General features: G+C 67.9%; 26 protein-coding genes. 14 read left to right on the forward strand and 12 right to left on the reverse strand.

Translation table 11 applies throughout. The features are described from left to right. Nucleotides 1-6 precede the first annotated feature (6 nt). From A3ES_RS0104915 to A3ES_RS0104930, 4 genes are all read right to left on the reverse strand, one after another. Complete coding sequence (locus tag A3ES_RS0104915) at nt 7-852, reverse strand: hypothetical protein (protein ID WP_026162560.1); 846 nt, start codon at nt 850-852, stop codon at nt 7-9. Nucleotides 853-854: 2 nt separating this feature from the next. Then, on the reverse strand, nt 855-1376 hold the full coding sequence (locus A3ES_RS0104920) for a SigE family RNA polymerase sigma factor (RefSeq protein WP_020385669.1): 522 nt from the start codon (nt 1374-1376) through the stop codon (nt 855-857). Nucleotides 1377-1550: 174 nt separating this feature from the next. Continuing rightward, nucleotides 1551-2192, reverse strand: a complete 642-nt coding sequence (locus A3ES_RS46285) for a GNAT family N-acetyltransferase (RefSeq protein ID WP_051084626.1) — start codon at nt 2190-2192, stop codon at nt 1551-1553. Further along, nucleotides 2176-3351: an MFS transporter gene (locus A3ES_RS0104930; protein WP_020385671.1), complete on the reverse strand. Its 1176-nt coding sequence runs from the start codon at nt 3349-3351 to the stop codon at nt 2176-2178. The genes A3ES_RS46285 and A3ES_RS0104930 overlap by 17 nt, the downstream gene beginning before the upstream one ends. Nucleotides 3352-3417: 66 nt before the next feature. Between A3ES_RS0104930 and A3ES_RS0104935 the strand changes: the two genes are divergently transcribed. The 7 genes from A3ES_RS0104935 (at nt 3418) to A3ES_RS0104965 (ending at nt 9144) form a co-directional block, all read left to right on the forward strand. Then, complete coding sequence (locus A3ES_RS0104935) at nt 3418-3993, forward strand: CGNR zinc finger domain-containing protein (protein WP_020385672.1); 576 nt, start codon at nt 3418-3420, stop codon at nt 3991-3993. Then, the gene (locus A3ES_RS0104940) at nt 3990-4211 is read left to right on the forward strand and encodes a biotin/lipoyl-binding carrier protein (protein WP_020385673.1); all 222 of its coding nucleotides are present in this window, start codon (nt 3990-3992) and stop codon (nt 4209-4211) included. Before A3ES_RS0104935 ends, A3ES_RS0104940 begins: the two co-directional genes overlap by 4 nt. 261 nt (nt 4212-4472) lie before the next feature. Beyond that, nucleotides 4473-5150, forward strand: coding sequence for an RNA polymerase sigma factor SigE (gene sigE, locus A3ES_RS0104945; RefSeq protein WP_040454047.1), 678 nt, complete (start codon nt 4473-4475; stop codon nt 5148-5150). After that, on the forward strand, nt 5147-5755 hold the full coding sequence (locus A3ES_RS0104950) for an anti-sigma factor family protein (RefSeq protein WP_020385675.1): 609 nt from the start codon (nt 5147-5149) through the stop codon (nt 5753-5755). The genes sigE and A3ES_RS0104950 overlap by 4 nt, the downstream gene beginning before the upstream one ends. Nucleotides 5756-5758: 3 nt before the next feature. Further along, nucleotides 5759-6832: a sigma-E factor regulatory protein RseB domain-containing protein gene (locus A3ES_RS0104955; RefSeq protein WP_020385676.1), complete on the forward strand. Its 1074-nt coding sequence runs from the start codon at nt 5759-5761 to the stop codon at nt 6830-6832. 562 nt (nt 6833-7394) lie between these two features. Then, complete coding sequence (locus A3ES_RS0104960) at nt 7395-8726, forward strand: S1C family serine protease (RefSeq protein WP_237744856.1); 1332 nt, start codon at nt 7395-7397, stop codon at nt 8724-8726. Nucleotides 8727-8799: 73 nt separating this feature from the next. Beyond that, nucleotides 8800-9144 carry a sec-independent translocase gene (locus tag A3ES_RS0104965; protein ID WP_020385678.1) on the forward strand — a complete coding sequence of 115 codons (345 nt, stop codon included), beginning with the start codon at nt 8800-8802 and terminating at the stop codon, nt 9142-9144. Nucleotides 9145-9319: 175 nt separating this feature from the next. Here A3ES_RS0104965 and A3ES_RS0104970 read toward each other — a convergent pair whose 3' ends face one another. Further along, complete coding sequence (locus A3ES_RS0104970) at nt 9320-10216, reverse strand: LysR family transcriptional regulator (protein ID WP_020385679.1); 897 nt, start codon at nt 10214-10216, stop codon at nt 9320-9322. A 119-nt stretch (nt 10217-10335) separates the two neighbouring features. Between A3ES_RS0104970 and A3ES_RS0104975 the strand changes: the two genes are divergently transcribed. From A3ES_RS0104975 to A3ES_RS0105005, 7 genes are all read left to right on the forward strand, one after another. Continuing rightward, entirely contained in the window at nt 10336-10986 is a 651-nt protein-coding gene (locus A3ES_RS0104975) for a hemerythrin domain-containing protein (RefSeq protein WP_020385680.1), read from the forward strand. 155 nt (nt 10987-11141) lie between these two features. Beyond that, entirely contained in the window at nt 11142-11555 is a 414-nt protein-coding gene (locus A3ES_RS0104980; protein WP_020385681.1) for a VOC family protein, read from the forward strand. Between the two features lie 55 nt (nt 11556-11610). Then, nucleotides 11611-12045, forward strand: coding sequence for a YdeI/OmpD-associated family protein (locus tag A3ES_RS0104985; protein WP_040454049.1), 435 nt, complete (start codon nt 11611-11613; stop codon nt 12043-12045). Between the two features lie 81 nt (nt 12046-12126). Then, nucleotides 12127-12549, forward strand: coding sequence for a DoxX family protein (locus A3ES_RS0104990; protein WP_157630337.1), 423 nt, complete (start codon nt 12127-12129; stop codon nt 12547-12549). 918 nt (nt 12550-13467) lie between these two features. Then, on the forward strand, nt 13468-14007 hold the full coding sequence (locus A3ES_RS0104995) for a hypothetical protein (protein ID WP_157630338.1): 540 nt from the start codon (nt 13468-13470) through the stop codon (nt 14005-14007). Nucleotides 14008-14274: 267 nt separating this feature from the next. After that, on the forward strand, nt 14275-16113 hold the full coding sequence (locus tag A3ES_RS0105000) for an ABC transporter ATP-binding protein (protein ID WP_026162561.1): 1839 nt from the start codon (nt 14275-14277) through the stop codon (nt 16111-16113). Then, the gene (locus A3ES_RS0105005) at nt 16100-17893 is read left to right on the forward strand and encodes an ABC transporter ATP-binding protein (protein WP_020385686.1); all 1794 of its coding nucleotides are present in this window, start codon (nt 16100-16102) and stop codon (nt 17891-17893) included. The genes A3ES_RS0105000 and A3ES_RS0105005 overlap by 14 nt, the downstream gene beginning before the upstream one ends. A gap of 23 nt (nt 17894-17916) precedes the next feature. On the opposite strand, the gene A3ES_RS0105010 is transcribed toward A3ES_RS0105005, so the two are convergent. The 7 genes from A3ES_RS0105010 to A3ES_RS0105040 all read right to left on the reverse strand — a co-directional run bounded on the left by A3ES_RS0105010 (nt 17917) and on the right by A3ES_RS0105040 (nt 24575). After that, nucleotides 17917-18999, reverse strand: coding sequence for a GNAT family N-acetyltransferase (locus A3ES_RS0105010; RefSeq protein ID WP_157630339.1), 1083 nt, complete (start codon nt 18997-18999; stop codon nt 17917-17919). Between the two features lie 186 nt (nt 19000-19185). After that, nucleotides 19186-20331, reverse strand: a complete 1146-nt coding sequence (locus tag A3ES_RS0105015; RefSeq protein WP_020385688.1) for an Mrp/NBP35 family ATP-binding protein — start codon at nt 20329-20331, stop codon at nt 19186-19188. Nucleotides 20332-20435: 104 nt separating this feature from the next. Then, nucleotides 20436-20975: a DUF1003 domain-containing protein gene (locus A3ES_RS0105020; protein ID WP_020385689.1), complete on the reverse strand. Its 540-nt coding sequence runs from the start codon at nt 20973-20975 to the stop codon at nt 20436-20438. Continuing rightward, complete coding sequence (locus A3ES_RS0105025; RefSeq protein WP_040454016.1) at nt 20965-22230, reverse strand: magnesium transporter MgtE N-terminal domain-containing protein; 1266 nt, start codon at nt 22228-22230, stop codon at nt 20965-20967. Before A3ES_RS0105025 ends, A3ES_RS0105020 begins: the two co-directional genes overlap by 11 nt. Nucleotides 22231-22279: 49 nt before the next feature. Then, on the reverse strand, nt 22280-22807 hold the full coding sequence (locus A3ES_RS0105030) for a hypothetical protein (protein ID WP_020385691.1): 528 nt from the start codon (nt 22805-22807) through the stop codon (nt 22280-22282). A gap of 12 nt (nt 22808-22819) precedes the next feature. Beyond that, the gene (locus A3ES_RS0105035; protein ID WP_020385692.1) at nt 22820-23629 is read right to left on the reverse strand and encodes a hypothetical protein; all 810 of its coding nucleotides are present in this window, start codon (nt 23627-23629) and stop codon (nt 22820-22822) included. Next, nucleotides 23619-24575 (reverse strand): helix-turn-helix transcriptional regulator, encoded by a 957-nt coding sequence (locus tag A3ES_RS0105040; RefSeq protein ID WP_020385693.1) that lies wholly within the window; start codon nt 24573-24575, stop codon nt 23619-23621. The genes A3ES_RS0105035 and A3ES_RS0105040 overlap by 11 nt, the downstream gene beginning before the upstream one ends. Nucleotides 24576-24616: the final 41 nt, after the last annotated feature.

Below are 24616 nucleotides of genomic sequence, written 5' to 3' on the forward strand. Positions count from 1 at the left end.
ACGCTGCTAGAACCAGACCTTGCTGGTGACCGCGGTGGTCAGTTGGGCGATGCTGAATGGCGGTTCGGGGGCCAGCATCGGTCCGAACTTGAGCGCCGTGTTGTACGACAGGATGGCGATCTCGTAGCCGTCCTTGGTGAGCAGCGATGCCGACTGGCAGACGCCCGGCTGCTTGGCGGAACCGACCGACCGCCAGGTCATCAGCACCGTCCCGTCGGGACGTTTCGTGCAGGTGAGTGACAGAGCGGCCCCGTTGGCTTCCTGGAGCGCGTTGCACCGCCCTACCGGAGTACCGGCGTACGCCGCGAACCCGACGGACGTGGAGAAGCCGTTCCACAGGAAGTGGGCGTACTGGCTCTCCTTGCCGTTGTCGATGATGCGGCCGGTTCGCGCCTCGGCAGGGGTGACCTTGCCGGGGTGGAGCTGGGTGAACAGACCCGGCAGGTCGGCAGCCTTGACCGGGATGTCGGCGACCGCGCCGCCCAGCGGACCGTTCTTGGTCGGCTTGGTGGGCGGCTTGGCGGTCTTGGCCGGGGCCGCGCTCGGTGTCGGGGCCGTGCTCGGGTTCGAGGCTGCGCTCGGCGTCGAGACCGCAGTACCGGCGGGTGCGCCGGCTGGGTCGAACCCGGCGCCGCCGAGGTTCGGAGTCAGGTTCACCGCGGCCCCGACGATGCCGGCGACGGCGACGGCCGCGGCAGCCGCAGTACCGATGGCGTTGCGGCGCCGTCTGACCTGGCCGCGTTCGATGCTGCCCCGGACCAGCACGGCGACGTCGGGCTCGAGGTGCGTGGTGGTGTCGTGGAAGAGCGTGGAGACCTGGCCGTCGCTGTCAGTGGTGTTGTCGTCGTACATGGTCAGTCCTTTCCTATCCTCAGTGAGTCGTCGGCCAGCCCGCGGATCCGTCCCAGTGCGCGCATACTGCGGTTGCGAACCGCCCCGGCCGAGATGCCCATCCGGTCGGCGACCTCGTCGATGCTGAGGTCTTCGAGGTAGCGCAGCACCAGCACGACGCGGTCCGGTGGCGGCAGTTCGGCCATCAGTTGCAGGAGGGCGAGCCGGACGCTGGCTCCTGTCGCCGGATCGGCGACCGCTTGGTCGGGCACGTCGGCGTACGGCTGCTCGCCGTCGCTGCGGCGGCGTTTTCCGCCCAGGAACGTGCGCGTCAGCGTCGTCTGGGCGTAGGCGGCGGGATTGTCGATCCGGCCGAACGGCCGTCGCCACCGGGCGTAGACCTTGGCGAGGGTCTCCTGGACGAGATCCTCGGCCTGGTAGTGACTGCCGCAGAGCAGCCATGCCGAGCGGTAGAGCTGGGCGGCGCGGGCATGGGCGAACTCCTCGAACTCCTGCTGATGATCTGGTCCCCTGGGGTTCGGCATCGTTCTCCTCGGTTGGCGTCACCCTTTTCGATGCACAGCGCGGTACGAATGTCACACGCCGGACGAGATCGTCCTGATCTGACATCCTCGACGAGTGACCAACGACGAGCGCTTCGAAGTCAAGTGACAGCTGGCCGCCGCGCCCGCGGGCACGGGGCAAGGTCAACTTCCCGGTCATCCCCGAGGCAGGTCTGCGCGCGACGCTGGGCGTCCTGGCACGCACAGTCGAGCAGCGGTGACAGGGGTCACCAGCACCCACCCCAGGCGGCTGTAGAGAGCTCGGCCATCGGCTGTGGCGACCAGTACTCCGGTCGTGGTGCCGCGGGCGACTGCTGCCTGCGCCAGAGCCTGCATGGCGATCGACCCGAGGCCACGGCGGCGATGCTCGGGCTCGGTGATCACCTGGTCGATCACCGCGTACTCACCGCTGAGTGCAGCCTTGCCCCGTGCCGCCAGCTCTCCCCGCTTGCCGAGCACTACGTCGACAACACTCCCGGTCTGCACCGCTTCCAGCTCGTACTCCGGTGCGCAAGCCGGCAGCTCGGCCGTCAGGCGAATGCTCATCAGGTACTCCGTCGGCTGGACCTGCCAGCGCTCGTCAAGCGGCACAGTCGCCGGATCCGCGCAGACCTTCAGCCAGGTGTCCGGTGCCGTCAGGCGGGCGGCCAACTCTGGAGCGTGGGTTGGAAGCACGTAGCGCGTGAGGTGCCCGGGTAGACCGACATCGATGCGGTAGCCCTCGGGGACCTCTACTGGCGCAGGTGTTCCGCGGGAGATCGCCCAGCCGTCGGCCCATGCTCTAGCCAGCGTTCGCATGTGCCACCGCCTTCGGGATGGAGAGATAACCAAGGGCTGACGCAGCGACCAGACCTGCGGCCACTACCAGCAGCGCAGTACGCGTGCCCACGGTGGGAACCAAGAGGCCGGCGGCTGCCTGGCCGAGGGCGGCCGCGCCTACTCGAAGGCTGGCTGCTGTGGTGCTGACTCGACCTTGCAGGGCCGCGGGGGAGTACTGCTGTCGAGCAGCGAACATGGCGGGGAGCATCGGACCTTCCAAGAGACCTGTGGCGACTGCCAGTACGAGTAGAACGCTGAAGGTGCCCGCCAGTGGCCAGGCAGTGAAGGCCAGGCCATAGGCAGCCACTGAAAGCATGACGACGTACTCCGGTCGCCAGCGCGTCTGCAACCGGCTCAGGAGAAGCGCAGTGGTGACGCTGCCCAACTCCAGTGCTGTCCAGAGATAGCCGGCCGCCGACCGTGGAGCACCAACGGACGCCATGTGCAGCGGCAGGGTGATCAGCAGCATCCCGGTGACGCCCATGAGCACGGTTGTCGTCAGTGTCGACGCCCGCAGGCGCGGAGTACGGGCTAGGTGCACGAGGCCGGCTACTACTGAACCTAGGAAGGGCTCGTGCGTCGAAAGGGCTGCAGGTAGTGCGGGTAGGCGTCCGATGGCCAGGATGCTGAGTGTTGCCGTCACAGCGATGACTACGGCGGCTGCATCTATTGACACGGTTGCAGCGATCGTTGCGGCCGCCGCCGGGCCGGTGATCGTGGCTGCGCCGAAGCTGGCGGCCTCTAGCGAGTTGGCCCGAGCGAGCCGCTCTAACGGCACCAGACTCGGCAGCATGCTGGTGAAGCCGCCACTGACCATCGGCAGCGTTGTACCGGCTACTGCCGCGAGTACTGGCGTCACCCAGTGAGCGCTGTGGCCGACCACCGCGAGCATCGACACCATGACGGCGCCCAGGACGGCCTGGTTGAGTGCCAGCGCAGTACGCCGGTACTGCGTCCTGTCGAGCCAGGCGCCGAGCAGTGGGCCGGTGACGATCGCAGGAAGGGCGTAAGCGGCTCCGGTGATGCCGGCCAGCGCTGGGCTGTCGGTGCGCTCCAGTACGAGCAGGACAAGCGTGAACGCGACCATCTCGTCGCCCACGCGCGCCAGCGTCGCCGCCACGAAGTAGCTGATCGGCACGGCGCCTCCTGTAACGCATAGATCGAAGTTACGCGTTACGTTAGCAAAGCCGTTACGATCGGTCGAGTGGAGACTCTGACGACCCCGGACCGGATGATCCGGCTCGCGGTGGATCTGGTGAACACCAAAACCCTCGACCCGGAGCAACTGACCTCACCGGCGGCCCTGAAGCAGTTCCTGCTCGACCATGGCGAGCCGACGGCGACCGTGGACGAGGACGACCTGGCGGCTATGAAGGCGATTCGCGAGCGGCTCCGTCCGGTCTTCCACGCCGAACCGGGCGAGGCGGCCCGGATCGTCAACGAGTTGCTCACGGAGTACGCAGTACGGCCGTATTTGTCGGATCACGACGGGTCGCCGTGGCATCTGCACGTGGCCAAACCCGAGGCGACCTGGGCTGAGTGGCTCGCCGCTGGGTCGGCCCTCGGCCTCGCTGGATTCGCCGCCGGGCACGGCTTCGAGGCGATCGACACCTGCGCCGCGCCGGACTGCGAACGCGTCTTCGTCAACGCGGCCGAGCGCCGGCCCCGCCGGTTCTGTACGCCGACCTGCTCCAGCCGCACCCGCGTCGCGTCGTACCGGGCCCGCCAGGCGGCGCCTAGGATCGAACAACAGGACCCGGGAACAGAGGAGCGCGCGTGAGTCACACCGTCGTGGCAGAGCTGGTGGCGAACGTCCAGTCGGTCATCGCCAAGGCCGGGGACACGGTGGGGCCGGAGGACACCCTCGTCATCCTGGAGTCGATGAAGATGGAGATCCCGGTGCTCGCCGAGGTGGCCGGCACGATCAGTGAGATGAAGGTCGCCGCGGGTGAGGTCGTCCGCGACGGCGACCCCATCGCCGTGATCGAAGAAAACTAATGCCTCGCGTCCTCCCACCTGATCATTCGCCCCCTTTTCACCCTCCTTGCGGGCTGTCCGATGCTGCGGGCAGGGCGGAGAGGGTGAAAAGGGGGCGAATGATCAGGTGGGAGGACGCTCAACCAAAATGGCCGCTCGAGCGTCTTCATCAGTGAGAGCCGGGAACTTCCGGATCGCGGAGGCCGTTGACTCGTCGTACTGGCATCCCAGGGTCGAACCAGGGTGTACCCGACGTGCGAAGAGGACGGTGAACGCGGCACCATGGTGTTCTCACTCGTTGCCGAGCGGACCCAGGGAGGCGTTGCCGTGAAGCCGGTCGACATCCCCATGGCGCCTGCTCCGAGCCCGCAGCATCAGCCGGAGGCCGAGGCGCTGCCGTCCTGGGACGAAATCGTCCGGGCCCACTCGGCCCGCGTGTACCGGCTCGCCTACCGCCTGACCGGGAACAAGCACGACGCCGAGGACCTGACCCAGGAAGTCTTCGTCCGGGTCTTCCGGTCGCTGTCGTCCTACACCCCGGGCACCTTCGAGGGCTGGCTCTACCGGATCACCACCAACCTCTTCCTGGACGGCGCCCGCCGCCGGCAGCGGATCCGTTTCGACGGCCTGCCCGACGACGCGCACGACCGGTTGCCTTCCAAGGGCTCCGGCCCGGCCGAGAAGCTCGACCACGACTTGTTCGACCACGATGTGCAGGGCGCGCTCGACGCGCTGCCGGAGGACTTCCGTGCGGCCGTGGTGCTCTGCGACATCGAGGGCATGACGTACGACGAGATCGCCGACGTGCTGGACGTGAAGCTCGGCACCGTCCGCAGCCGGATCCACCGCGGCCGCTCGATGCTGCGCAAGCACCTCGAGCACCGCGCGCCGCGGTCCGGTCAGACCCGTATCAGTGGCCCGCCGGCTGACGGGCCCTTCCTTGCCGGGGGCGACCGGTGACTCTGCAGCATCCCCTGGACAAGCTGAGCGCCGTCGTCGACGGAGAGCTCGACCACGACTCGCGCGACAAGGTGCTGAGCCACCTGGTCGGCTGCGACACCTGCCGCGGCGAGGTCGAGGCCCAGCGGCGACTGAAGGCCCGGCTGGCGGCGATCAGCGAGCCAGAGCCTTCCGTTGACCTGATGCAGCGTCTGATGGGCGTCCCGTCGTTCTCGCCGGAGCCGCGCGAGGAGATCCGCCCGGTGCTCACGCCGGCGTTCACCCTCAGCCCGCAGCGCTCGGCCTTCCCGGCGGCCCGTGGTGGCGCCACTCGGCCCGCCGCCCGTACTGCGACCCGCAGCCGTCGGCGTGCCGGCGTACTGGGTGCAGCTGGCTCTGCGGCAGCAATGGCCTCACTACTCGGTACTGCGTTCGTCCTGGGCGACCCGGCTCGATCGGAGCAGCCGCCCGCGCTGCAGCCGCCGGTGGCGAGCTTCTCCGCCGACCACGCAGCCAGCGCCGGTACGCCGTACGCGGACCCGGTGGCGCTGATGAACTCGTTCAATGGGGCTGGATACGCCGGGCTGAGCCCGACGCTGCAGCCGGTGGCTTTGACGGGGCGCTGATAAGTGAGCCTCTCCCGGCTCGCCGTACTGATCGGCACTGCGCTGATCGGCTTCGGCCTGCCCATGCCCGCTGCGGCCACGCCTGCGCCCGCCGCACAGCGTGAAGACAACCCGACCGCCGTCGCCTGGCTGGAACGCGCTGCGGCGGCGCCGGACCGGGTGTCCTTCCATGGCACCCAGATCATCACCTCCTGGGGACCGCAGGGCGCCAGCTCGGCCATGCTCGACATCGTGCACGCCGCCTCGCAGGGGTCGGAGATCAGCGTGGTCGGCCCGGCCGCCTCTCCTGGCGCCAAGGCGTTCGTGCAGCGCGGCAACCACGCCGTGGGGCCGACTGTCGACGGCGGGCCGCTCGCGCTGCTCAAAGCGACGTACGAGCTCGTCTACAAGTGCTGCACGGACACGATCGGGCGGACCGCAGTACTGATCGAGGCGCTGCGGGCCGACCAGACGCTGGCTGCGCGGTTCTGGATCGACCAGGCGACCGGGCTGCTGCTGCAGCGGCAACTGTTCAGTGACGACGGCAAGACGATGGTCCGGGCGACCGTGTTCACCGACCTGGAGATCGAGGACTCGGAGTTCCTCGGACACCTGCCACCGATGGCTCCGGGCAGTGTGGAGTCGGTGGGGATGGGCAACGTCGACGGGCTGCGCTCGCAGGGCTGGACTTGCGCGCCGACGCTCCCGTCGTCGCTGCAGCTCTACGACGTCCACCAGGACCAGGCGACCAAGTCACTGCAGTTCTCGTACTCCGATGGGCTCTTCAACGTCTCACTGTTCGAGCAGCGCGGGGAGCTCGACCCGGCGGCCGTAGCCGGCTACACGGCCACTACGACGGCTGACGGCGCCCGGATCTACCAGCGGAACGGCATGCCGTCGTACGTGGTCTGGTCATCTGATGGGATCGTCTACACGCTGGTCGGGGACCTGCCGTTCGATACGCTCGGGAAGGTGGTTGCAGCCTTTCCACACGTGCCTCCACCGAAGGTGACCGCGGTCCAGCGGGTGGGCACCGGACTGGCGAAAATCGCGTCTTGGCTCACTCCGATGGGTGCGCTTTCCCGCAAGCTGGGATAATCAATTCTGGGAGTACCTCCCGGCACCCCGGTGCAGGCTGCTCCCGACACCGAGACGACGACGACGTGAGGCGGGCACCGTGAGCTGGGATGACGCCGAGCCGACCGTCCGGAACCCGCGAGACCCCGCGGCCCCGGACCCCACCCAAGAGGCCCCCACCACAGGCCCCGCAACCCCAACAAGCACGGCCAGCACGTCCGACAGCGCGCCCACGGGTTCTGCACTCGATGGTGCCCTCATCGGCGCTACGTCTGGGCCGGACACTGCGTCGGCTGGTACTGCCACCGCTGGGTCCACGACTGCACCTGCTGCGCCAGACAGCGCGTCAGCCGGTACTACGCCCGCCGTGGCCTCTGCTTCGGCCAGCCGCCCCACATCGGGCGGATCGGGCGCCGACCCGACTCTCACTGACGCCACTCTTGCCGACGCAGCCGCGGCCATTACGGCGCCCACGCCTGTCACCCCTGCGGCCGCAACCACATGGCAGGCGCCTGGAGCCCCCGCGCCCGCTGCGCCCGCGACCGGCGCGCCCGCATCCGCGTGGCCGGCGCCCGCTGGGCCTATGACTGTCTCCGCTTTGATGCCGCCGAGTGCCGGCGCCGGGGCGGCTCCGATTCCGGCTCCGGGGAGCAGTTCGGCGTACCGGCAGAATGGTGGACGGTCGACGACCCAGCGGAGCTTCGGCAAGCCTGAGCCGCAGGAGCCGAGCTTCCGGCCCGCCTACCCGGGACAGGCGTGGCCGACGCAGCAGCCGACGTACACGCCGCCGCCGCCGCTCGACTGGCACCAGCAGCAGGCCCGCGCCTACACCCCGGTCCCGCCGCAGAAGAGCAACAAGGTGATCGGTCTCGCGGCCGTAGTCGCCCTGATCGTCGGCCTGATCGCCGGCGGAGGTGCGGCCGCCGCAATAGTCGCCCTGGACAACAACGGCGTCGTGGACGACCAGTCCGGCCCACCGATCGGCCAGGGCGCCGACCCGAAGATCAAGACCGGCTCCGTCTCAGCCGTCGCCCAGGCCCTGCTGCCGAGCGTCGTCCAGCTGAAAGTGGAAGGCGCCGACGACTCCAACGCGACCGGCTCCGGCTTCGTGATCGACGGCTCCGGCCACATCCTCACCAACAACCACGTCGTCTCGGCCGCCGCGTCCGGCGGCTCGATCCAGGTCGTCACCCAGAAGGGCAAGACCTCCACCGCACGCCTGGTCGGCCGCTCACCGGCGTACGACCTGGCGGTGGTCCAGGTGGTCGGCCTGGACGCGCCTTCTGTGCAGTTCGGCCAGTCGGCGGCGGCCATCGTCGGGCAGGACGTGGTGGCGATCGGTTCGCCGCTCGGCCTGGCGGGCACCGTCACCTCCGGCATCGTCTCGGCCAAGAACCGCCCGGTCACGGCCGGCGGCGAGGGCGAGATCTCCTACATCAACGCGCTGCAGACCGACGCGGCGATCAACCCCGGCAACTCCGGCGGCCCGCTGGTCGACATGGAGGCCCGCGTGATCGGCGTGAACTCCGCGATCGCGACCGTCCGCGGCGCCGAACCGGGCAGCAGCGGCAACATCGGGCTCGGATTCGCGATCCCGATCGACCAGGCCCGGCGTACCGCGCAACAACTGATCGCCTCCGGCAAAGCGTCGTACCCGGTGATCGGCGCGAACGTGGACATGCAGTTCGAAGGCGGCGCCCGCGTCAGCGAGGTGACGCCAGGCTCGCCGGCCCAGCGCGCCGGACTGCGCACGGGCGACGTGATCACCCAGATCAACAGCCAGCCAGTGGACACCGCCGAGGCGCTGATCGTGGCGATCCGCACGCACCGGCCGGGGGAGAGCGTCCGGCTCGACGTCGAGCGGTCAGGCAAACCACGCCAGGTCACAGTGACCCTAGGCCAGCAGACCGGCTGACCCGGCCGAGCGGTTGACCAGCCGCGGGCTACGCTGTCCGCGGCGTTTCGGAGAGGTTCGGAAAGGTGGGGACATGTTCGGCATCGGGCCGCTCGAACTGGGCGTGATCGCGATCGTGGCCATACTCGTCTTCGGCCCCGATCGGCTGCCGGAGTTCGCCCGCACCGCCGGCCGGCTGCTGCGGCAGGTCCGGCAGATGGTCAACAACGCCCAGAACGACCTGCGCGAGGAACTCGGCCCCGAGTTCGCCGACCTCGACGTCCGCGACCTCAACCCGCGCAGCTTCGTCCGCAAACACCTCCTCGACGGCATCGACGACGACTTCGACGACAAGCCGGTGTCGAACTCCGACGACCTGAACACCCCCCAACGCCTCCCCGCCGGCGCGCGGGCGCCGTTCGATCCCGAAGCAACCTGAATCACCCAAGCCACTCACGACACCATCACCCTTCAGCACTTCCACACTGAAATACGGCGCCGCCTGGACATCGAGTACGAGCCCTACGACGAATGGGACCCACTCCGCATCTGGCGACAACGCGACGCTCGACGAACCCCACCCACCCGGCCGCAGACCGCGGGCGGAAGCCCTCTCAGATGGTGGTAGTGCCAAGGTCGCGGACGATTTCGACGAGGGCGCGGATGGCGTCGGTTTCGGTGTCGGTTCGCCAGATCAGGGCCCATCTCAGAGGTGGACCGTCGTGGACGGGCAGGTAGGTGATGTCGGGACGAGAGTGGTAGCGGGTCACGTGGGAGCCCAGGATGTGGATGGCACCGCCGGTTCCGACGTTGGTGAAGATGTCGTCGAGGCTGGCGCCGGGCTGTGAGCGGCGTTCGATCGGGCGGTTGCTGGGTGTGTAGAAGGGGATGAAGGCGTTTTCCCAGTACTCGGGGAGGGGCTGGGCCGAGCCGATGACTCCGTAGTCGCCGAGGACCTCCAGAGAGACCGATTGGTGGTCGGCGAGGTCGTGGTTGGGGGTGACCAGGACGACTCGGGGTTCGGTGAACAGGACTGGGCTGATGGACAGGTCGGGTTCTTCGACGGGGAGCCAGGCGACGAGGGCGTCGATGTCCCCGGCACGGAGCGGCTCGAACGGGTTGATGAAGGGGTTGTGGCGGATGTGCAGCCCCCACTCGGGGTGGCGGGTGCGGAAGGCCTGCCAGAAGGGTCGCAGGTCGTGGGCGTTGCTGGGGATCATGCCCACGCGCAGTACGCCGGACTCTCCTTGGGCGGTGAGTCTGGCCCGCTCCAGGCTCGCATGCAGGCCCTGATAGACCGGCTGCAGGTCGTCGCGCAACTGCTGTCCGACCGGGGTCAGGCGGACCTGGCGGCGGTTGGAGCGGTCGAACAACGGGGTCCCGATACGGCGTTCCTGCTGGCTGATCGCCTGGCTGATCCGAGCCTGGGACACATAGAGCCGGGCGGCGGTCCGGCCGAAGTGCAGCTCCTCGGCCAGGGTCAGAAAGATCTCGATGTCCCTAAGTTCCACTCTGTTCCCATCTGCGTTATAAGCCCCAGGTTATCGGAACACGCGGAATCCCCTGTTGATGCCGGTACGTCACCACTCCAGAGTGGGACACGTCCAGAACCGCAGGTGGAAGGAGCAGGATGCTCGACATGACGGCGATGTACGCGATGCACGGCGCGCTGCGCCGGGAAGCCGAGCACCTGGCCGAAGTCACCACCCGGGTCGGCACGGACCCCCGGGCCGTCCTGCGCACCGCCGCCGGCTGGGAGCTGTTCAAGACCTCGCTCCATGCCCACGACTCCGCCGAGGACGACGCACTGTGGCCCGTCCTGCGCCAGGCCCTGGCCGGCCGGCCGGCCGATCTGACGCTGTTGGAGGTGATGGAGGCAGAACACATCGCCCTCTGCCAGGTCATCGAGGCGATCGACGAGGCGCTGGGCGAGCCAGAAGAAGGGCTGGGCCGGCTCGGGGACCTCACCGATTCGCTGGTCACCGGCCTCAGCGGACACCTCAGGCACGAGGAGGACCAGGCGCTTCCGCTGATTCAGGCGGTCGCCACCCAGGAGGAGTGGACGCGCTTCGGGCAGGTTCACGCCCAGCGGATCGGCGCCGGCGTACCCAGAATCCTGCCGTGGCTTCTGGACGGCGCGAGTAGCCAGGTCGTCGCCGCGATCCTGGCGCAACTCCCCGAACCTGCACGGCAGGCCTACGAACACCAGTGGCGACCCGTCTATGCGGCCCTTGACCTCTGGCATCACCGAGATCCAAAAGAACATTCGAACTACAACTAGCCCTGGCGACCGGTCTCACCGGCCAAGTCGGGGCGGCATCGGTCAGGATTCGAGAAGCGCGGGTCGGGGCGCCGCTTCTACCGTTCAGGGAACACAGGCGCCGGGGTGGCGTCCGGCCGTACACCACATAACAACCGACAATCAAGGAGTAGGACATGAAGGCACACGTCAGCTCGATTCTTCTTGGCGTCCGGGACATGGACCGGGCCAAGGAGTTCTACACCGAGGGGCTGGGCTGGAAGATCCAGAGTGACTTCGGTATCTCGGTGTTCTTCGCATCGGATGGCGCCTCGCCGGTCGGCTTCTACAGCCGCGAAGGCCTGGCCGCTCAGGTGGGCACCGGCCAGGAAGGCAGTGGCTTCAGCGGACTGGTTTTGACCTACGTTGTCCGCAGCCAGGGGCGGGTTGATGAGATCATGGCGGAGGCCGAGAAGGCCGGCGCCACGGTCCTCAAGCCTGCTGGCGCTCTGCCGTGGGGCGGGTATGGCGCTACCTTCGCCGACCCGGACGGCTACATCTGGAGTCTCGGCTACAGCGACCAGGGAACCGACCAGCCCTACGCGGAGTAGCCGCGATCTCTGTCGGGATCCCGTGGTGAACCGGCAGGACGAACAGGAGAAGATCATGAAGTTTCGGGCCTGTGTTGAGCCACCTGAGCCCATGCGGGGTCTGGAAGTTCCGCCCGAGGTGGTCGCAGCGCTCGGCGAGGGCGTGCGGCCGCCGGTGACGATCACGATCAACGGGCATTCCTGGAAGAGCCGGGTCGCCCTCCTGCGCGGCCGCCACCTGCTCGGCCTCAGCAACGCCAACCGGCAGGCCGCAGGAGTTGCGATCGGCGAGATGGTCGAGGTCGAACTGGAACTGGACACCGAACCACGCATCGTCATCGAGCCAGCAGACTTCACCCAAGCCCTGGACGACGACCCCGCCGCCCGCGCCGCCTACGACAAGCTCGCCTACAGCCACAAACGCGAGCACGTGCGCGCCATCGAGAGCGCGAAGAAGCCCGAAACACGGCAGCGGCGCATCAACAAGGCCATCTCCACCCTGCGGCACTGACCCCCGAAAGCAAGACACCCGCCGCAACGCCATCGCCGCGCGGAGGTATCACCCTGCCCAACTCCCCCCGAAGGAAAGAACATGTCGAAACGACTCATGACCTGCCTGTACTGGTTCCTGGCTTTTCAGTTCGCGCTGGGAGCCGTGACCAAGTACTGGCCAGGCGACACGATATTCAGCTCGGCGTACTCCGTGAAGTTCGCCGAGTGGGGATACCCGTCCTGGATGCGCTTCGCGGTCGGTGCCCTGGAAGGTGTGGCCGCCGTCCTGCTGGTGATCCCCGATCGGCGGACACGCTTCCTGGGTGCCGCAACGCTGATGTTCGTGCTTACCGGCGCGGTCACCACCCACATCGTCAACCACGACCCGGTGGTGGAAAGCTGGGCCGCGCCGACCCACCTCGTCATCATGGGCATTCTCGCGCTGGCCAACTGGCCCGCCGACTGGAGAGACCTCCTGCGGGTTCCCGCCCCGCCGGCAGGAACACCACTTCAAACGATGTGACGACTCGCCAACCTCGACGACGGCACCGTGTGACTGCCGGGCCACGGCGACCGACTTTCCTCGCCCGTATCCGAAACAGGGAGAACCGCTCGGTGGTCACCACAGAGATGTGCTTGAGCGCCAGCTTCGCTGCGAGCAATCCGCCCGACGAATTCTCAGCGATCCTGTCAACCCCCACGTCAGACGAGGCAACCAGATGCCACCCTCACGGAGAACGGACACCCTCCTTCGACCAATTCCCCCACGCCATGGGATACACGCGGAAGGTGAATGGAATGAAGGGTCATCAGAAAATGGCGACGTTCGGCTCTGCAGTTGTTGCTATTGGAGCGCTTTCGATGGGGCATATCCCCATTAGCAGAGGCGAGTCCCAGGTTCGAAGGTCTCTCCACCGGCACCATGCTGAACCGCCACCCTTGTCCCACCGGGCCTGTGCGCCAACGTCGGGAAGCGTGGCTGTATAACCTCACCAGCGGGACCATTCGCCTTGGTCGAGGGAGGGCGCATAGGTCAAAACCAACTGGTGGGCCGGCGAACGGCGCTGAGCAGGACCGGCTTCGCTGTCCAGAGTATCGGCGAGGTGTAGACCCAAATATCAATTCAGTCGATTGCAAAACGACCTTTCTCTGGGAAGTCCCCTGGATTCGAAGAGCCCCGGACACTGCAAGTTCCGGTTTGCCTTCCTGATGTTCGACGACTCCCGATCCCAGCAAATCTTCAAGAGAAGTGCCGGTGAACTCGACGTGACGAGACAGAGCCTCGCAAACGATTGACCTAGATGAATACCCGGAAGCACGTCGAGGTTGGCGGTCGTGTGCTGTTGCCAGGCGGGTGTTCAGCAAGCAAAATCGAGCACTGTGGGCGATCTGACGCTCACGGGGGTGTTTCCGACAAGGGGGGTTCTGAATGCGCTTTGTCATGCGTTTTTTCCGATCGCGGCGGGTTATCGGTGTCGCTGCGACAGTGGGGTTGTCGTTCGGTGCGATGGCGGCCGGCAGTGGGCAGGCCTGGGCGGCTTATTCCGGGTTCGGCTGGGAGAGCGGTGGCGTCCAGGGGTGGGCGGTCGACTGGGATGGAGCGGGGATTTCGTCCTCGACGACGTACAAGTTCGCCGGCACCCGGTCGCTCAGGCTTCCGCAGTCGGGTGAGCAGTACGCGGGCTACCACTCGCCGTCGGATCTGACTGGTCTCGCTGTCGGCTCCGTTGTGACCTACAAGGTGTACCTGCCGGCCAGCGCCAACCAGCCGGTGGAGGCCAAGGGGTATGTCACCGACGGCAACAACGGCTCGTTCATCGAGCGCTTCGGCCAGGAGAAGGTCCTGACTCCGGGCGCGTGGACCACGCTCACGCTGACCGTGCCGGCCGTCACCAGCATCGAGTACATCGGCCTGGAGGTGGACAACCCCGGCTGGACCGGATCGGTCTACCTGGACGCCGTCAGCTGGACGACGCCGTAGTTGATCCGCAGGCCGAGCCGCCCCGGCCGTGAGCACCAGCCGCGACCGGGGCGGTGACGCTCACAGTTTCCGCTGTGAGCCGCCAAGGTCGCTTGCGAGTCGGCTGACCAGGAGATCGCTGGACGGGTGCCACACCAGCGCCAGGCTCAGGTGTGGTGAGGCAGCTGAGGTCATCCCCGCTGTCACCGGGAAACTGTCGGCCACCCAAGAGACTTAGACCGGCAAATCTTCAAGAAAAGTGTCGGAGGGGCGTGCGACGCTGAGTTGGTGATCAGACGGTTGCGGGCTCGGCAGGAGTGGCAGTTCTTTGCGGTACTGCCGCGGGCCAGCATGCCCTTGGCCGTGGCGTGGTGGCTGCTCGTGGTGGCTCGCGGGGCGTTGCCAGCGGTCTTCGCAGTCGCGATGGGGCGGGTGATCGGCACGGTTCAGCGGCACGGTGAGCTGGCGGGGTCGTTGGTACTGGTCGGGGTCACCTTCGTGTTGTTGCAAGTGTTGATGCCGATCCATCAGGCGGTCAGCTCGAATCTCGGCAGCAAGGTCGCCGCGTGGCTCAACGACGAGCTGGCCACGGCATGCGTCGAGCCGCCGGGGATCGGACACCTCGAGGACGCCGCGCTGGCCGAGGATCTGGAGGTGGCGCGCGAGTTCGACCGCGGCCAGACCGGGCCGCCGATGTACCTGAACGTCGACTTCCTGGCGGGCGGCCTGGTGGAGCTGGCCGGCGGATTGGCTTGTGCGGCGGTGCTGTTCGGGTTCAACTGGTGGGCCCCGCTGGTACTGGTCGTGGCGTGGGGTGCGACGCACTGGCTGCTGCGGGAGAGCGGGATCTGGCGCGATCGGAACACCCAAGAGGTGCGATCGGCGCAGCGGCATGCGACGTACGCGTACCAGTTGGCGGTGGATCCCGAGCCGGCCAAGGAGTTGCGGATGTTCGGGCTGGCCGACTGGGTGCTGCAGCGGTTCGTCGAGCGGAGGCGGCGGCTGTTCAGCATGCAGTATGAGGCGACGCGCCTTCGTGAGCAGCCGTTGGCCTGGAGCCTGTTGATCGTTGCTGTGGGCAATGGGGTGGTCTTCTGGGCGCTCGCCTCGGCAGCACTCGACGGGCGGATCGGTCTGGACGGCCTGATCACCTATGCGCAGCTGGCGATCGGCGTCAGCATGATCGCTTTCGGCGGCCTCAACTGGGTCCTTGACGGCGCGGCCGCACCAGTGGTCGCAGTACGCCGCCTCCGCGCCGCGATGGCACCCGCCGGCGCACTCACCGCACCTCGTGGTCTACTCACCACGCCTCGCGAGCCGGTCACCGCAGTCCGTGGTCCAGTCGCCGCTGCGTCCGGCGACCTCCGCATCAAGAACCTCACCTTCGGCTACCCCGGCACGGAAGCCAAGGTCTTCGACGGCCTGAGCCTTGCCGTTCCTGCTGGTACTTCGCTGGCGGTGGTTGGCCGTAACGGTGCGGGAAAGACGACGCTGGCCAAGTTGCTCTGCCGGCTTTACGACCCGGACAGTGGTTCGATCGAGGTGGGTGGATCCGAGTTGCGCGACCTGGATCTGGACGCCTGGCGCGAGCAGATCACCGCGGTGTTCCAGGACTTCATCCGCTTCGAACTGCCCCTGCGGAACAACGTCGCACCAGCTGGGGCATCGGATGAGGACATCCTCGAGGCGCTGGCCGACGCCGGTGCCGACCATCTGGCCGAACTCGACACCCCGCTGGCCAAGGGGTACGAAGGCGGTACCGATCTATCTGGTGGCCAATGGCAACGAATAGCCCTGGCGCGAGCCCTCTGCGCAGTCCGGCAAGGCGCCGGGCTGGTGTTGCTCGACGAACCCACCGCCCAGCTGGATGTCCGCGGCGAGGCGAAGGTGTTCGACCGGATCCTGTCGGCCACCCGTGGCGTGACCACGATCCTGATCTCCCACCGCTTCTCCACTGTCCGCCAGGCCGACCGCATCTGCGTCCTCGAGCAAGGCCGGGTGCTGGAGCTCGGCAGTCACGACGAGCTGATGGCGCTGAGCGGCCGCTATCGCACGATGTTCGACCTGCAGGCCAGGCGATTCACGGCGGATGTCGACGAGGAGGGGATGAGCTATGAGGTCCTCTGACGAGATCGAGATGCCCCGCGCGATCCCGGCGATGTGGCGGCTCTGCAAGCTCGGCTACCAGCACGAGCCCGGCCTGCTGGTGTTCGCGTTCTCGATGACCCTGCTGGCCGCAGTACCGGATGCCTTGCTTGCCCTCTGGCTGAAGATCCTTGCTGACGGTCTGCTGCAAGAGGACCGTGCGAAGGTCATCCTCGCCACCGCAGGGATCGCCGTGTCCGTCACTGCGACCTGGTTGCTTCGCACTGTCAGCACCAGGGTGTCCCGCCGCTTCCGGGACCGCGTGACGATCGCCCTGGAGGCACACGTCGCCAGGCTGCAGGCATCCGTGGCCACGATCGAGCACCACGAGCGCCGCGACTATTTGGACCGCCTGTCGGTACTGCGCAAGCAGGTGTTCGTGCTCGACCACATGTACATGTCGCTGTTCTCCACGTGCGGCTGGATCCTCCGGCTCGGCGTGACGGTCGCATTACTCGTCTCTATCCACCCAGTGCTCGCTCTGCTCGTGCTGTTCGCAGTACCGACCGTGGTGACGTCTGCCTGGCGCCCAGGAGTCGAGCGAGTCATCGAGGAGCGCAACGCGTCGTACAGCAGACTGGCGGACCACCTCTTCCGTACTGCGACCACTGCTGCCGCCGGCAAGGAGGTCAGGGTGACAGGGATCGGCCCGGACCTGGTCGCCCAGCGGCGTGAGGAGTGGGAGCACTGGTACCAGCCGATCGCGGCAACGCGTTGGGTCAGCGCCACGTGGCATGCGCTGGCCTGGGCGATCTTCGCTGCGGCGTACGTCGGTGCCGTGGCGCTTGTCGCTGTCGGGCTCAACGGGTCTGTCGGCGACGTACTGCTTCTGCTTGCGGCTGGCGCCCGGCTGTCGGCGTACATAGGCGCCACTGTCGGCGAGATCGGATTCCTGCGCGGCATCTGGCTCGACGGCTCGCGGCGCCTGGTCTGGCTGGAGAACTACGCCGCGGCTTTCGATGAGGGCGCGGAGGACGACGTACCGGAGCGTCTGCATGACGGCATCCGGCTGGAGCACCTGACTTTCGCCTACCCAGGCACCGATCGGGCGGTGCTCGACGACGTGTCCGTCCACCTGCCCGCCGGCCGCGTGATCGCGATCGTGGGGGAGAACGGCGCGGGCAAGTCAACGCTGGTGAAGCTGCTGGCCAAGATGTACCAGCCGACGTCCGGCAGCATCCTCGTGGAGGGGCAACCGCTGGAACGGCTCCGGACGGTCGACTGGCGCACGCGGATCGCGGGGGCGTTCCAGGACTTCTTCCGATTCGAGTTCCGCGCGCAGCACAGCGTCGGCCTCGGCGACCTTCCCCGGTACGACGAGAAGCCCGCGGTGGTGACGGCGGTCGGTCGTGCGGGCGCCCAGGACGTGGTGGATCGGCTGGCCGCCGGATTGGAGACACAGCTCGGACCGACGTGGCCGGATGGGGCCGAGGTCAGCTTTGGCCAGTGGCAGAAACTCGCGCTGGCCCGGGGCTTCATGCGAGACCAGCCGCTGCTGCTGATCCTCGACGAGCCAACCGCGGCACTGGACGCAGAAACCGAACACGCCCTCTTCGAGCGCTACGCCGCATCAGCCCGGAACAACACCGACGGCCGGATCACCATCCTCGTCTCGCACCGATTCTCGACGGTCCGGATGGCCGACCTGATCGTCGTTCTGGACGGCTCACACCTAGCCGAATCAGGTACCCACGAACAACTGATGGCCAACAACGGCCCCTACGCCTCCCTCTACCAAATCCAAGCCAACGCCTACAGTTAACTCACCCCACGCCGGCACCCCACCTAATCCGACGCCAAGAGGTCGTAAACCACCCGGTTGTCGAGAAGCCCGCTGCCCAGGGCGAATGCCTCGCGATCCGTCCCGGCGTGTTTGAAGCCGGCTGACTCGGCCACCCGGCGGGCCGCCTTGTTCGTGGCGGCGGTGCGGACTACCAAGCGCCGGCTGCCGAAGCCGCCGTCAGCTGTCGGCGTGAAGAACCACTGCGAAACCCGTCGCAACGCCTCGCCCATCAAGCCCCGCCCTTGCGCGTCGGGGTGCGCCCAGTAGCCGAGCTCGCCCTCGCCATCATGCAGGTTGAACAACGTTAAGTTGCCTAGAGCAACATCTGAGTCGAGATCCGCCAAGCACCAGTTGAACCGGAGGCCGGCGGCCGCCTGCGAGGTCATGTCCTTCAGCCAGAAGCGGGCGTCCTCGGCGGTGAAGGGCTGCGGGATGAACGGCAGGAAGTGCGCGGTCGCCTGGTTGGTTCGGGCGGTGGTGATCCGGTCGACCTCGTCGTCGCGCCAGGTGCGCAACCGAAGCCGTCCGGTCTCCAGTACCGGGTTCTCGAACCACCGCGACGACGGCTCGCGGGGATCAGTAGGCGTGATCCAGCCGGTCCACGCGTCGGTACGCCGTCCGCCGGTCTCGGCCATGCCGGGAATCGTAGGCCCGAAGTGGAAGCCGGTGGCCCAGGCGACGCGGCGGGAACCCCAGTTCCCGTCGACCGCCCACCAATGGATCACGGCGAAGCCGCAGGTGGAGAAGCCGAATTCGAGCGCCAGCCGGACCGCCCGCGCGGCGACTCCGGTGCCACGAGCCCACGGGGACAGCCCGAAGTGCACACTCGCGTTGCCCATCGCATCGGGCTGCAGGCCGACGGTACCGGCATACCGGCCTTGGTACTCGATGACGAACACCAGCCGGGACCCGCTGGCCCAGGACTCGGCGATCCCGTACGCGATCCAGTTGCGGGCGTCGTCGGCGTTGAAGGAGGTGTCTTCGGAGGTGTAGCGCTCGACGGCGCCAGGGACGTCAGCTGGGTGGGGCGCGCGCAGCGTCACCACGCCATCGGTCAGGACCGGTGTCTCGACAGGAAAAGGCACCCGCGCAGTCTGACGAAAACGCGCGGCCCGGGCAATCACAGCTCAACGACTACCTCCGTGGAGAGCGGGCGCGTCGACTGCTGGCGCCGCCGGACCAACGAGCGAGATCTCCGCGCACACCCGTACAGCAGGCCAGCGAGCGAACCCTGGAGAGGGCGCGCGAGTGACCCCTGAAGCGGTCAGCGATCAGCGGCCGACGGGGGACAGGCCCAGTTGGCGGCCGAGGAGGCCTCGGGGCTTGCCGCCGAGGCGTTCGGCGATCTCGCCGAGTACCAGCGCGGCCGGGGTCTCCGGGTCCGACTTCACCAGCGGCTCGCCGATGTCGCCACCACTACGGAGGCGCTCGTCCAGCGGTACCTCGCCCAGCAGCGGAATCTCGTACCCAAGCCGCTGAGACAACGTCGCCGCCACTCGCGCCCCACCACCGGAACCGAAGATCTCGATCCGGTGCTCGGGACCGCAGTGCGGGCAGGGCAGGAAGGACATGTTCTCGATCACGCCGGCCACCCGCTGGTGCACCATCTGCGCCATCGTGCCGGCCCGCTCGGCCACCTCGGCGGCGGCCTCCTGCGGGGTGGTCACGACGATGACCTCGGCGCTGGTCAGCCGCTGGCCGACCGAGATCGCGATGTCGCCGGTACCCGGCGGCAGGTCGAGCAGCAGGACGTCGAGGTCGCCCCAGTAGACGTCGGCCAGCATCTGCACCAGCGCGCGGTCCAGGATCGGTCCCCGCCAGGCGACGACCTGGTCGCGCTTGGGCTTCAGCATGCCGATCGAGATCACCTTCACGCCGTGCGCGGGCACCGGCATGATCATGTCGTTCACCGCGGTCGGCCGCTCGTCGGCGACACCGAACATCGCCGGGATCGAGTGGCCGTAGATGTCCGCGTCCAGGACGCCGACCGACAACCCCTTGGCCGCCATCGCGACGGCCAGGTTCACCGTCACGGACGACTTGCCGACGCCACCCTTGCCGGACGCGATCGCGAACACCTTGGTCAGCGAGTCGGCCCGGGCGAACGGGATCTCCTTCTCCGCCACCCCACCGCGCAACTGGGTCTGCAGGGCGGCGCGCTGCTCGGCCGACATCACGCCGAGCTCGATCTCCACGCCGGTCACACCGTCGAGCGCGCTGACGGCGGCGGTCGTGTCACGACGCAGGGTGTCCTTCATCGGACAGCCCGCGACGGTCAGCAGGATCTTCACCGCGACCACGCCATCGGTCTTCACGACGACGGACTCGACCATGCCCAGCTCGGTGATCGGCTTCTTGATCTCCGGGTCCATCACGCCACCGAGCGCGGCGGTCACCTGATCAGCAGTTGGGGCCATACACACCAGGCTACGTGCTCCCCGCACACCCACCCATTCCGGTCCATGTGACGTAGCTCCGGCAAGGCAACCCTAACCAGCGCCCTGGACTGCGGATCGGGGGTTCAGACCCGGTCGTCCTCGCGGTCTTTGAGTTCCAGTTCGGCCAGGAGGGTGCGTAGTTCCGAGCGGAGGAAGTCCCGGGTCGCTACCTCGCCGACGGACATTCGCAGGGCGGCCATCTCGCGGGCGAGGAACTCCATGTCGGCGCGGGTCCGGGCGTCCACGTCGCGGTCGCGTTCGTACTGGACCCGGTCGCGGGACTCCTGGCGGTTCTGGGCGAGCAGGATCAGCGGGGCGGCGTACGACGCCTGCAGGCTGAGGGCGAGGGTCAGGAAGATGAACGGGTACTGGTCCCAGCGCAGGTACTCCGGCGCGAAGACGTTCCAGGCGACCCAGAACAGGATCGTCGCGGTCATGTAGACCAGGAACTGCCCGGTGCCGAGGAAGCGCGCGATCCGTTCGGACATCCGGCCGAACGCGTCCGCGTCGTACGCGCGGCGCCGCACGATCGTGCGGCGCAGTTCGCGGGGGATGTCCAGCCGACCCACAGTGGCCGGCCGGGTCAACCGGCGCTCGTCGGTACTGCGGTCGTCACGGGCCATGGCCGTCCACCTCCTGCTGATCGGGTTCGCGCCAGTCGTCGGGGAGCAGGTGATCCAGTACGTCGTCGACGGTGACCGCGCCGAGCAGCCGGCCCTCGTCGTCGAGTACCGGTGCCGCCACCAGGTTGTAGGTGGCGAGGTACTTGCTCACGGCATGCAAACTGTCGTCCGGCCGGAGCCCGTCGAGATCGGTGTCCAGGACGCCGGAGACGAGTGCGGACGGCGGTTCGCGGAGCAGCCGCTGGATATGACCGATGCCGATGAAACGGCCGGTCGGCGTCTCCAGTGGCGGCCGGCAGACGTAGATCATCGCGGCCAGCGCGGGGCTCAGTTCAGCGTTGCGGACATGCGCGAGCGCATCGGCGACGGTGGCGTCGGCGGGCAGGATCACCGGCTCCGACGTCATCAAGCCGCCGGCCGTCCGCTCCTCGTAGGTGAGCAGCCGGCGGACGTCCTCGGCCTCGTCTGGCTCCATTAAGGTCAGCAGCCGCTCGGCTATGTCGGTCGGCAGATCAGCGATCAGATCGGCCGCGTCGTCGGGTGACATCTCCTCGAGCACGTCCGCGGCCCGCTCGGTGTCCAGGCCGGCCAGGATCTCCACCTGGTCGTCCTCGGGCAGTTCCTCCAGTACGTCGGCCAGCCGCTCGTCGGGCAGCGCGGCAGCGATCTCCTTGCGCCGCTTGGGCGACAGTTCATGCAGTACGCCGGCCAGGTCCGCCGGCTTCATCGACTCGAAGGCCGCGAGGATGTGGGTCGCGCCCTGACCTTCCTCCATCTGCGCGAAGCCGCTCACGTCGGCCCAGTCGAGCACGTGCGACTGCCCGCGACGGCGCCGGAACCGCTTGCCTCCCTCGGCGACGGCCACCTTGGACAGCACCCAGTCGCGCGTGCGCCATTGCTCCATCGCGAGGTCGAACACAATCGCCTCGGTACCCGTCTCGCGGATCGTCACCGTCCGGTCCAGCAGTTCGCCGATCACCAGTACTTCGGTCGGGCGCTGCTGGAACCGGCGCATGTTCACCAGCCCGGTGGTGATCACGTGGCCGACGTCGACCGAGGTCACCCGCGTCATCGGCAGGAAGATCCGCCGCCGGGTGAACACCTCGACCACCAGCCCGAGCACGCGCGGCGGCTGCGTCCCCTGCCGGAGCATCACGATGACGTCGCGAACCTTGCCGACCTGGTCCCCGTTCGGATCGAACACGGGAAGACCAGCCAGCCGAGCCACGTAAACGCGTGATGGAGGGCCGCTCATACCTCGAAGGCTAATGCCCCAGGCAGGCTCTCCCCGGCCGGGACATGGCTCAGGTCAGCTTCGGCCTGCGCTTGGAGCGCTTGTGGAGGGTGATCGGGCGTTTGCCGCGGGTAGTGGCCGGGCTGCCCGTGGGCGGCTCCAGGCGCAGGCGGCCGTCGTAGCGGCCGGTGGTCTCGGTGAGCTCGCCAGTGGGCTCCAGGACGAGCAGGTCGGCCTCTGTCTGCCAGCGGTCGAGTTGGGTGTCGAGACCGTCCGCGTTGAGCCGCTCAGTACGCAGTACCTGGGCTGCGGCGGTCCACTCCTCGCTGCCGGGCTCCAGGCGGCGTACTGCGGCAGTCCACCCGGCCAGACGGTTAGTAGCGGGCTTAGCCGGTACTACGACCTCCGCCGTCCCCGCCTCGGCCAACCCGGGCAGCGGCTGCTCAGCACTGCCAGCCCTGTCAGCCAGTACTACGTACGTGCCGTCCACTGTGGCAAACCAAGCCGGGGCGGGTCGTCCGCCGTTCCAGGACAACCAGACGAGCCCGGCCTTCTTCATCACCCCGGCGATCTCTGCAACAGCCTCGTCAGTCGTCACCCGAACAGGGTGTCACAAGTCGCGGAGCGCAGCCTGTGCTCCCGCCTGGAACCGGGTCCGCGCGCCGAGTTCGTGCATGAGCGCGGCCAGTTTGCGCTGAGTAGTCCGCGGGCTGACCCCGAGCTGCCGGGCGATCGCGTGGTCCGTGAGCCCTGACAGCAGCAGCGACGTCAGCAGGTGGGCTTCCGCCTGGTCGTCGGCTGCAGCGGGCAGCGAACACTCCCACAGCCGCTCGAAGAGCTCCACATAGGCGTCGAACAGCCCACACGGCTGCAGGATCGCGGCACTGTCCTCCCCGAGCACTATCAACGCCAGCCTGTCGTCGACGAAGTAGATCTCCATCGGCAGGACCGGCACCACTCGCACCTCGCCAGCTGGGTTCCCCGGCAGCGCTGCGGCCTCATAGATCGTCCGGCACTCGGCCTGTACGTCGACAGGTGCTTGCGGAGCTCGGACCAACCTGCGGAGCTCGGACCGAGCCGCCTGCTGGACCTGAACGAGCCGCTGCCCCACAGCTTCCGCGCCGCTCACGTATTCGACCAGTGTCGGCGTCGGCGAGGTGACATGCTTGCGGTAGGCAACTTTGAGAGCTGCGATGTGCTCGCGGGCCTCTCGCAGCTTCCGCTCGCGGTCGAGCAGCAACACCTCCAGCGCGATATCTGGAGCCACCGCTGTGTAGACGCCATCGACGAGCGTCGCCAGCCCCTTCTCCACCAGCGCCGCCAGCGCGTCGCCGTCCGGTACAGGTTCGTGCGCGATCAGATCCCGGTACGCCGCCTGCTCGGCCGGCGTCAGCCCCAGCGCTGAAAGGTCATCCGTCATGTGGTTCCAGCCATCCCCGTCGTACGGCCTGGTAGCCGGCTTGGAACCTGGTGTCGGCTCCTAGCCGCTGGCGCAGCCGGTCGATCCGTGAACGCACGCTGCGCTCGGTCCACCCCAGCTGCGCGGCGGTCTCGCCATCCGTGAGGCCTGACATCAGGAGGGCGAGCAACTCGCGTTCCTGCTCGGTCGGGCCGTCCGTGCTCCCCGACTGCCCGGCGTACGTGGCTAGTGGGACTGCCCTGCTCCAGAGCAGCTCGAACAGCGTCCGCAAGGCGGCGATCAGGGTCGGATCGTGGATCAGCAGCGCAGCCGAGTACTTCGTCGCACTGATGTCGATCGGTACGAAGGCCATCGGCCCATCGGTCAGGATCAGCTTCATCGGTACGTGCCCGACCCGCGCCTGCTCGCCATCGTTGACGCCGCGTACGCGCGCCGCAATCCGCCCTGGCCGATCGACGGACCTCCGCCGGTCGTAGAGGATCCGGAAGCCGATACCGTCCCCGAGCTGCTCCAGCTCCTCCTGATGCACCTGACTCGGGTCGTCCATGAACGGCGGCGCGTCTGCGAAGCACACCTCGCTCTTGGCGGTCCGGATGAGCCGCTCGATCCCAGCGGCGATCTCCGGCTCTCCCCGGAGTACTTCGATCAGCTCGGGCGGCTCGCTGCGCGCAGTACTGGTGTGGAAGTGGGTGGCGAGCAGCACCGTCTCCTGCCGCGCCCGGGCCAGCTCCAGCTCGCGGTCGCGGACCAGGAGCTCCAGGGCGATGTCCGGTGGCAGCACGAGGTACCGCGGCGGGTCGGAGGGCATCAGCGTGATCAGGCCGAGCTCGACCAGACGCTTGGCGGCGATCGGGTCGCTCACCTCGGCCTCGGTCACCGGCCGGCGGGACACGAGCTGTTCGTAGAGGTCCTGCTCAGCATGAGTCAGACCGAGAGGCTCCAGCACGGCACGATCATCACCCACGACCGGGTCGTTCCCGGCCCGGT

Origin of the sequence: Kribbella catacumbae DSM 19601, from assembly GCF_000372465.1 — a bacterium.
Lineage (GTDB): Bacteria > Actinomycetota > Actinomycetes > Propionibacteriales > Kribbellaceae > Kribbella > Kribbella catacumbae.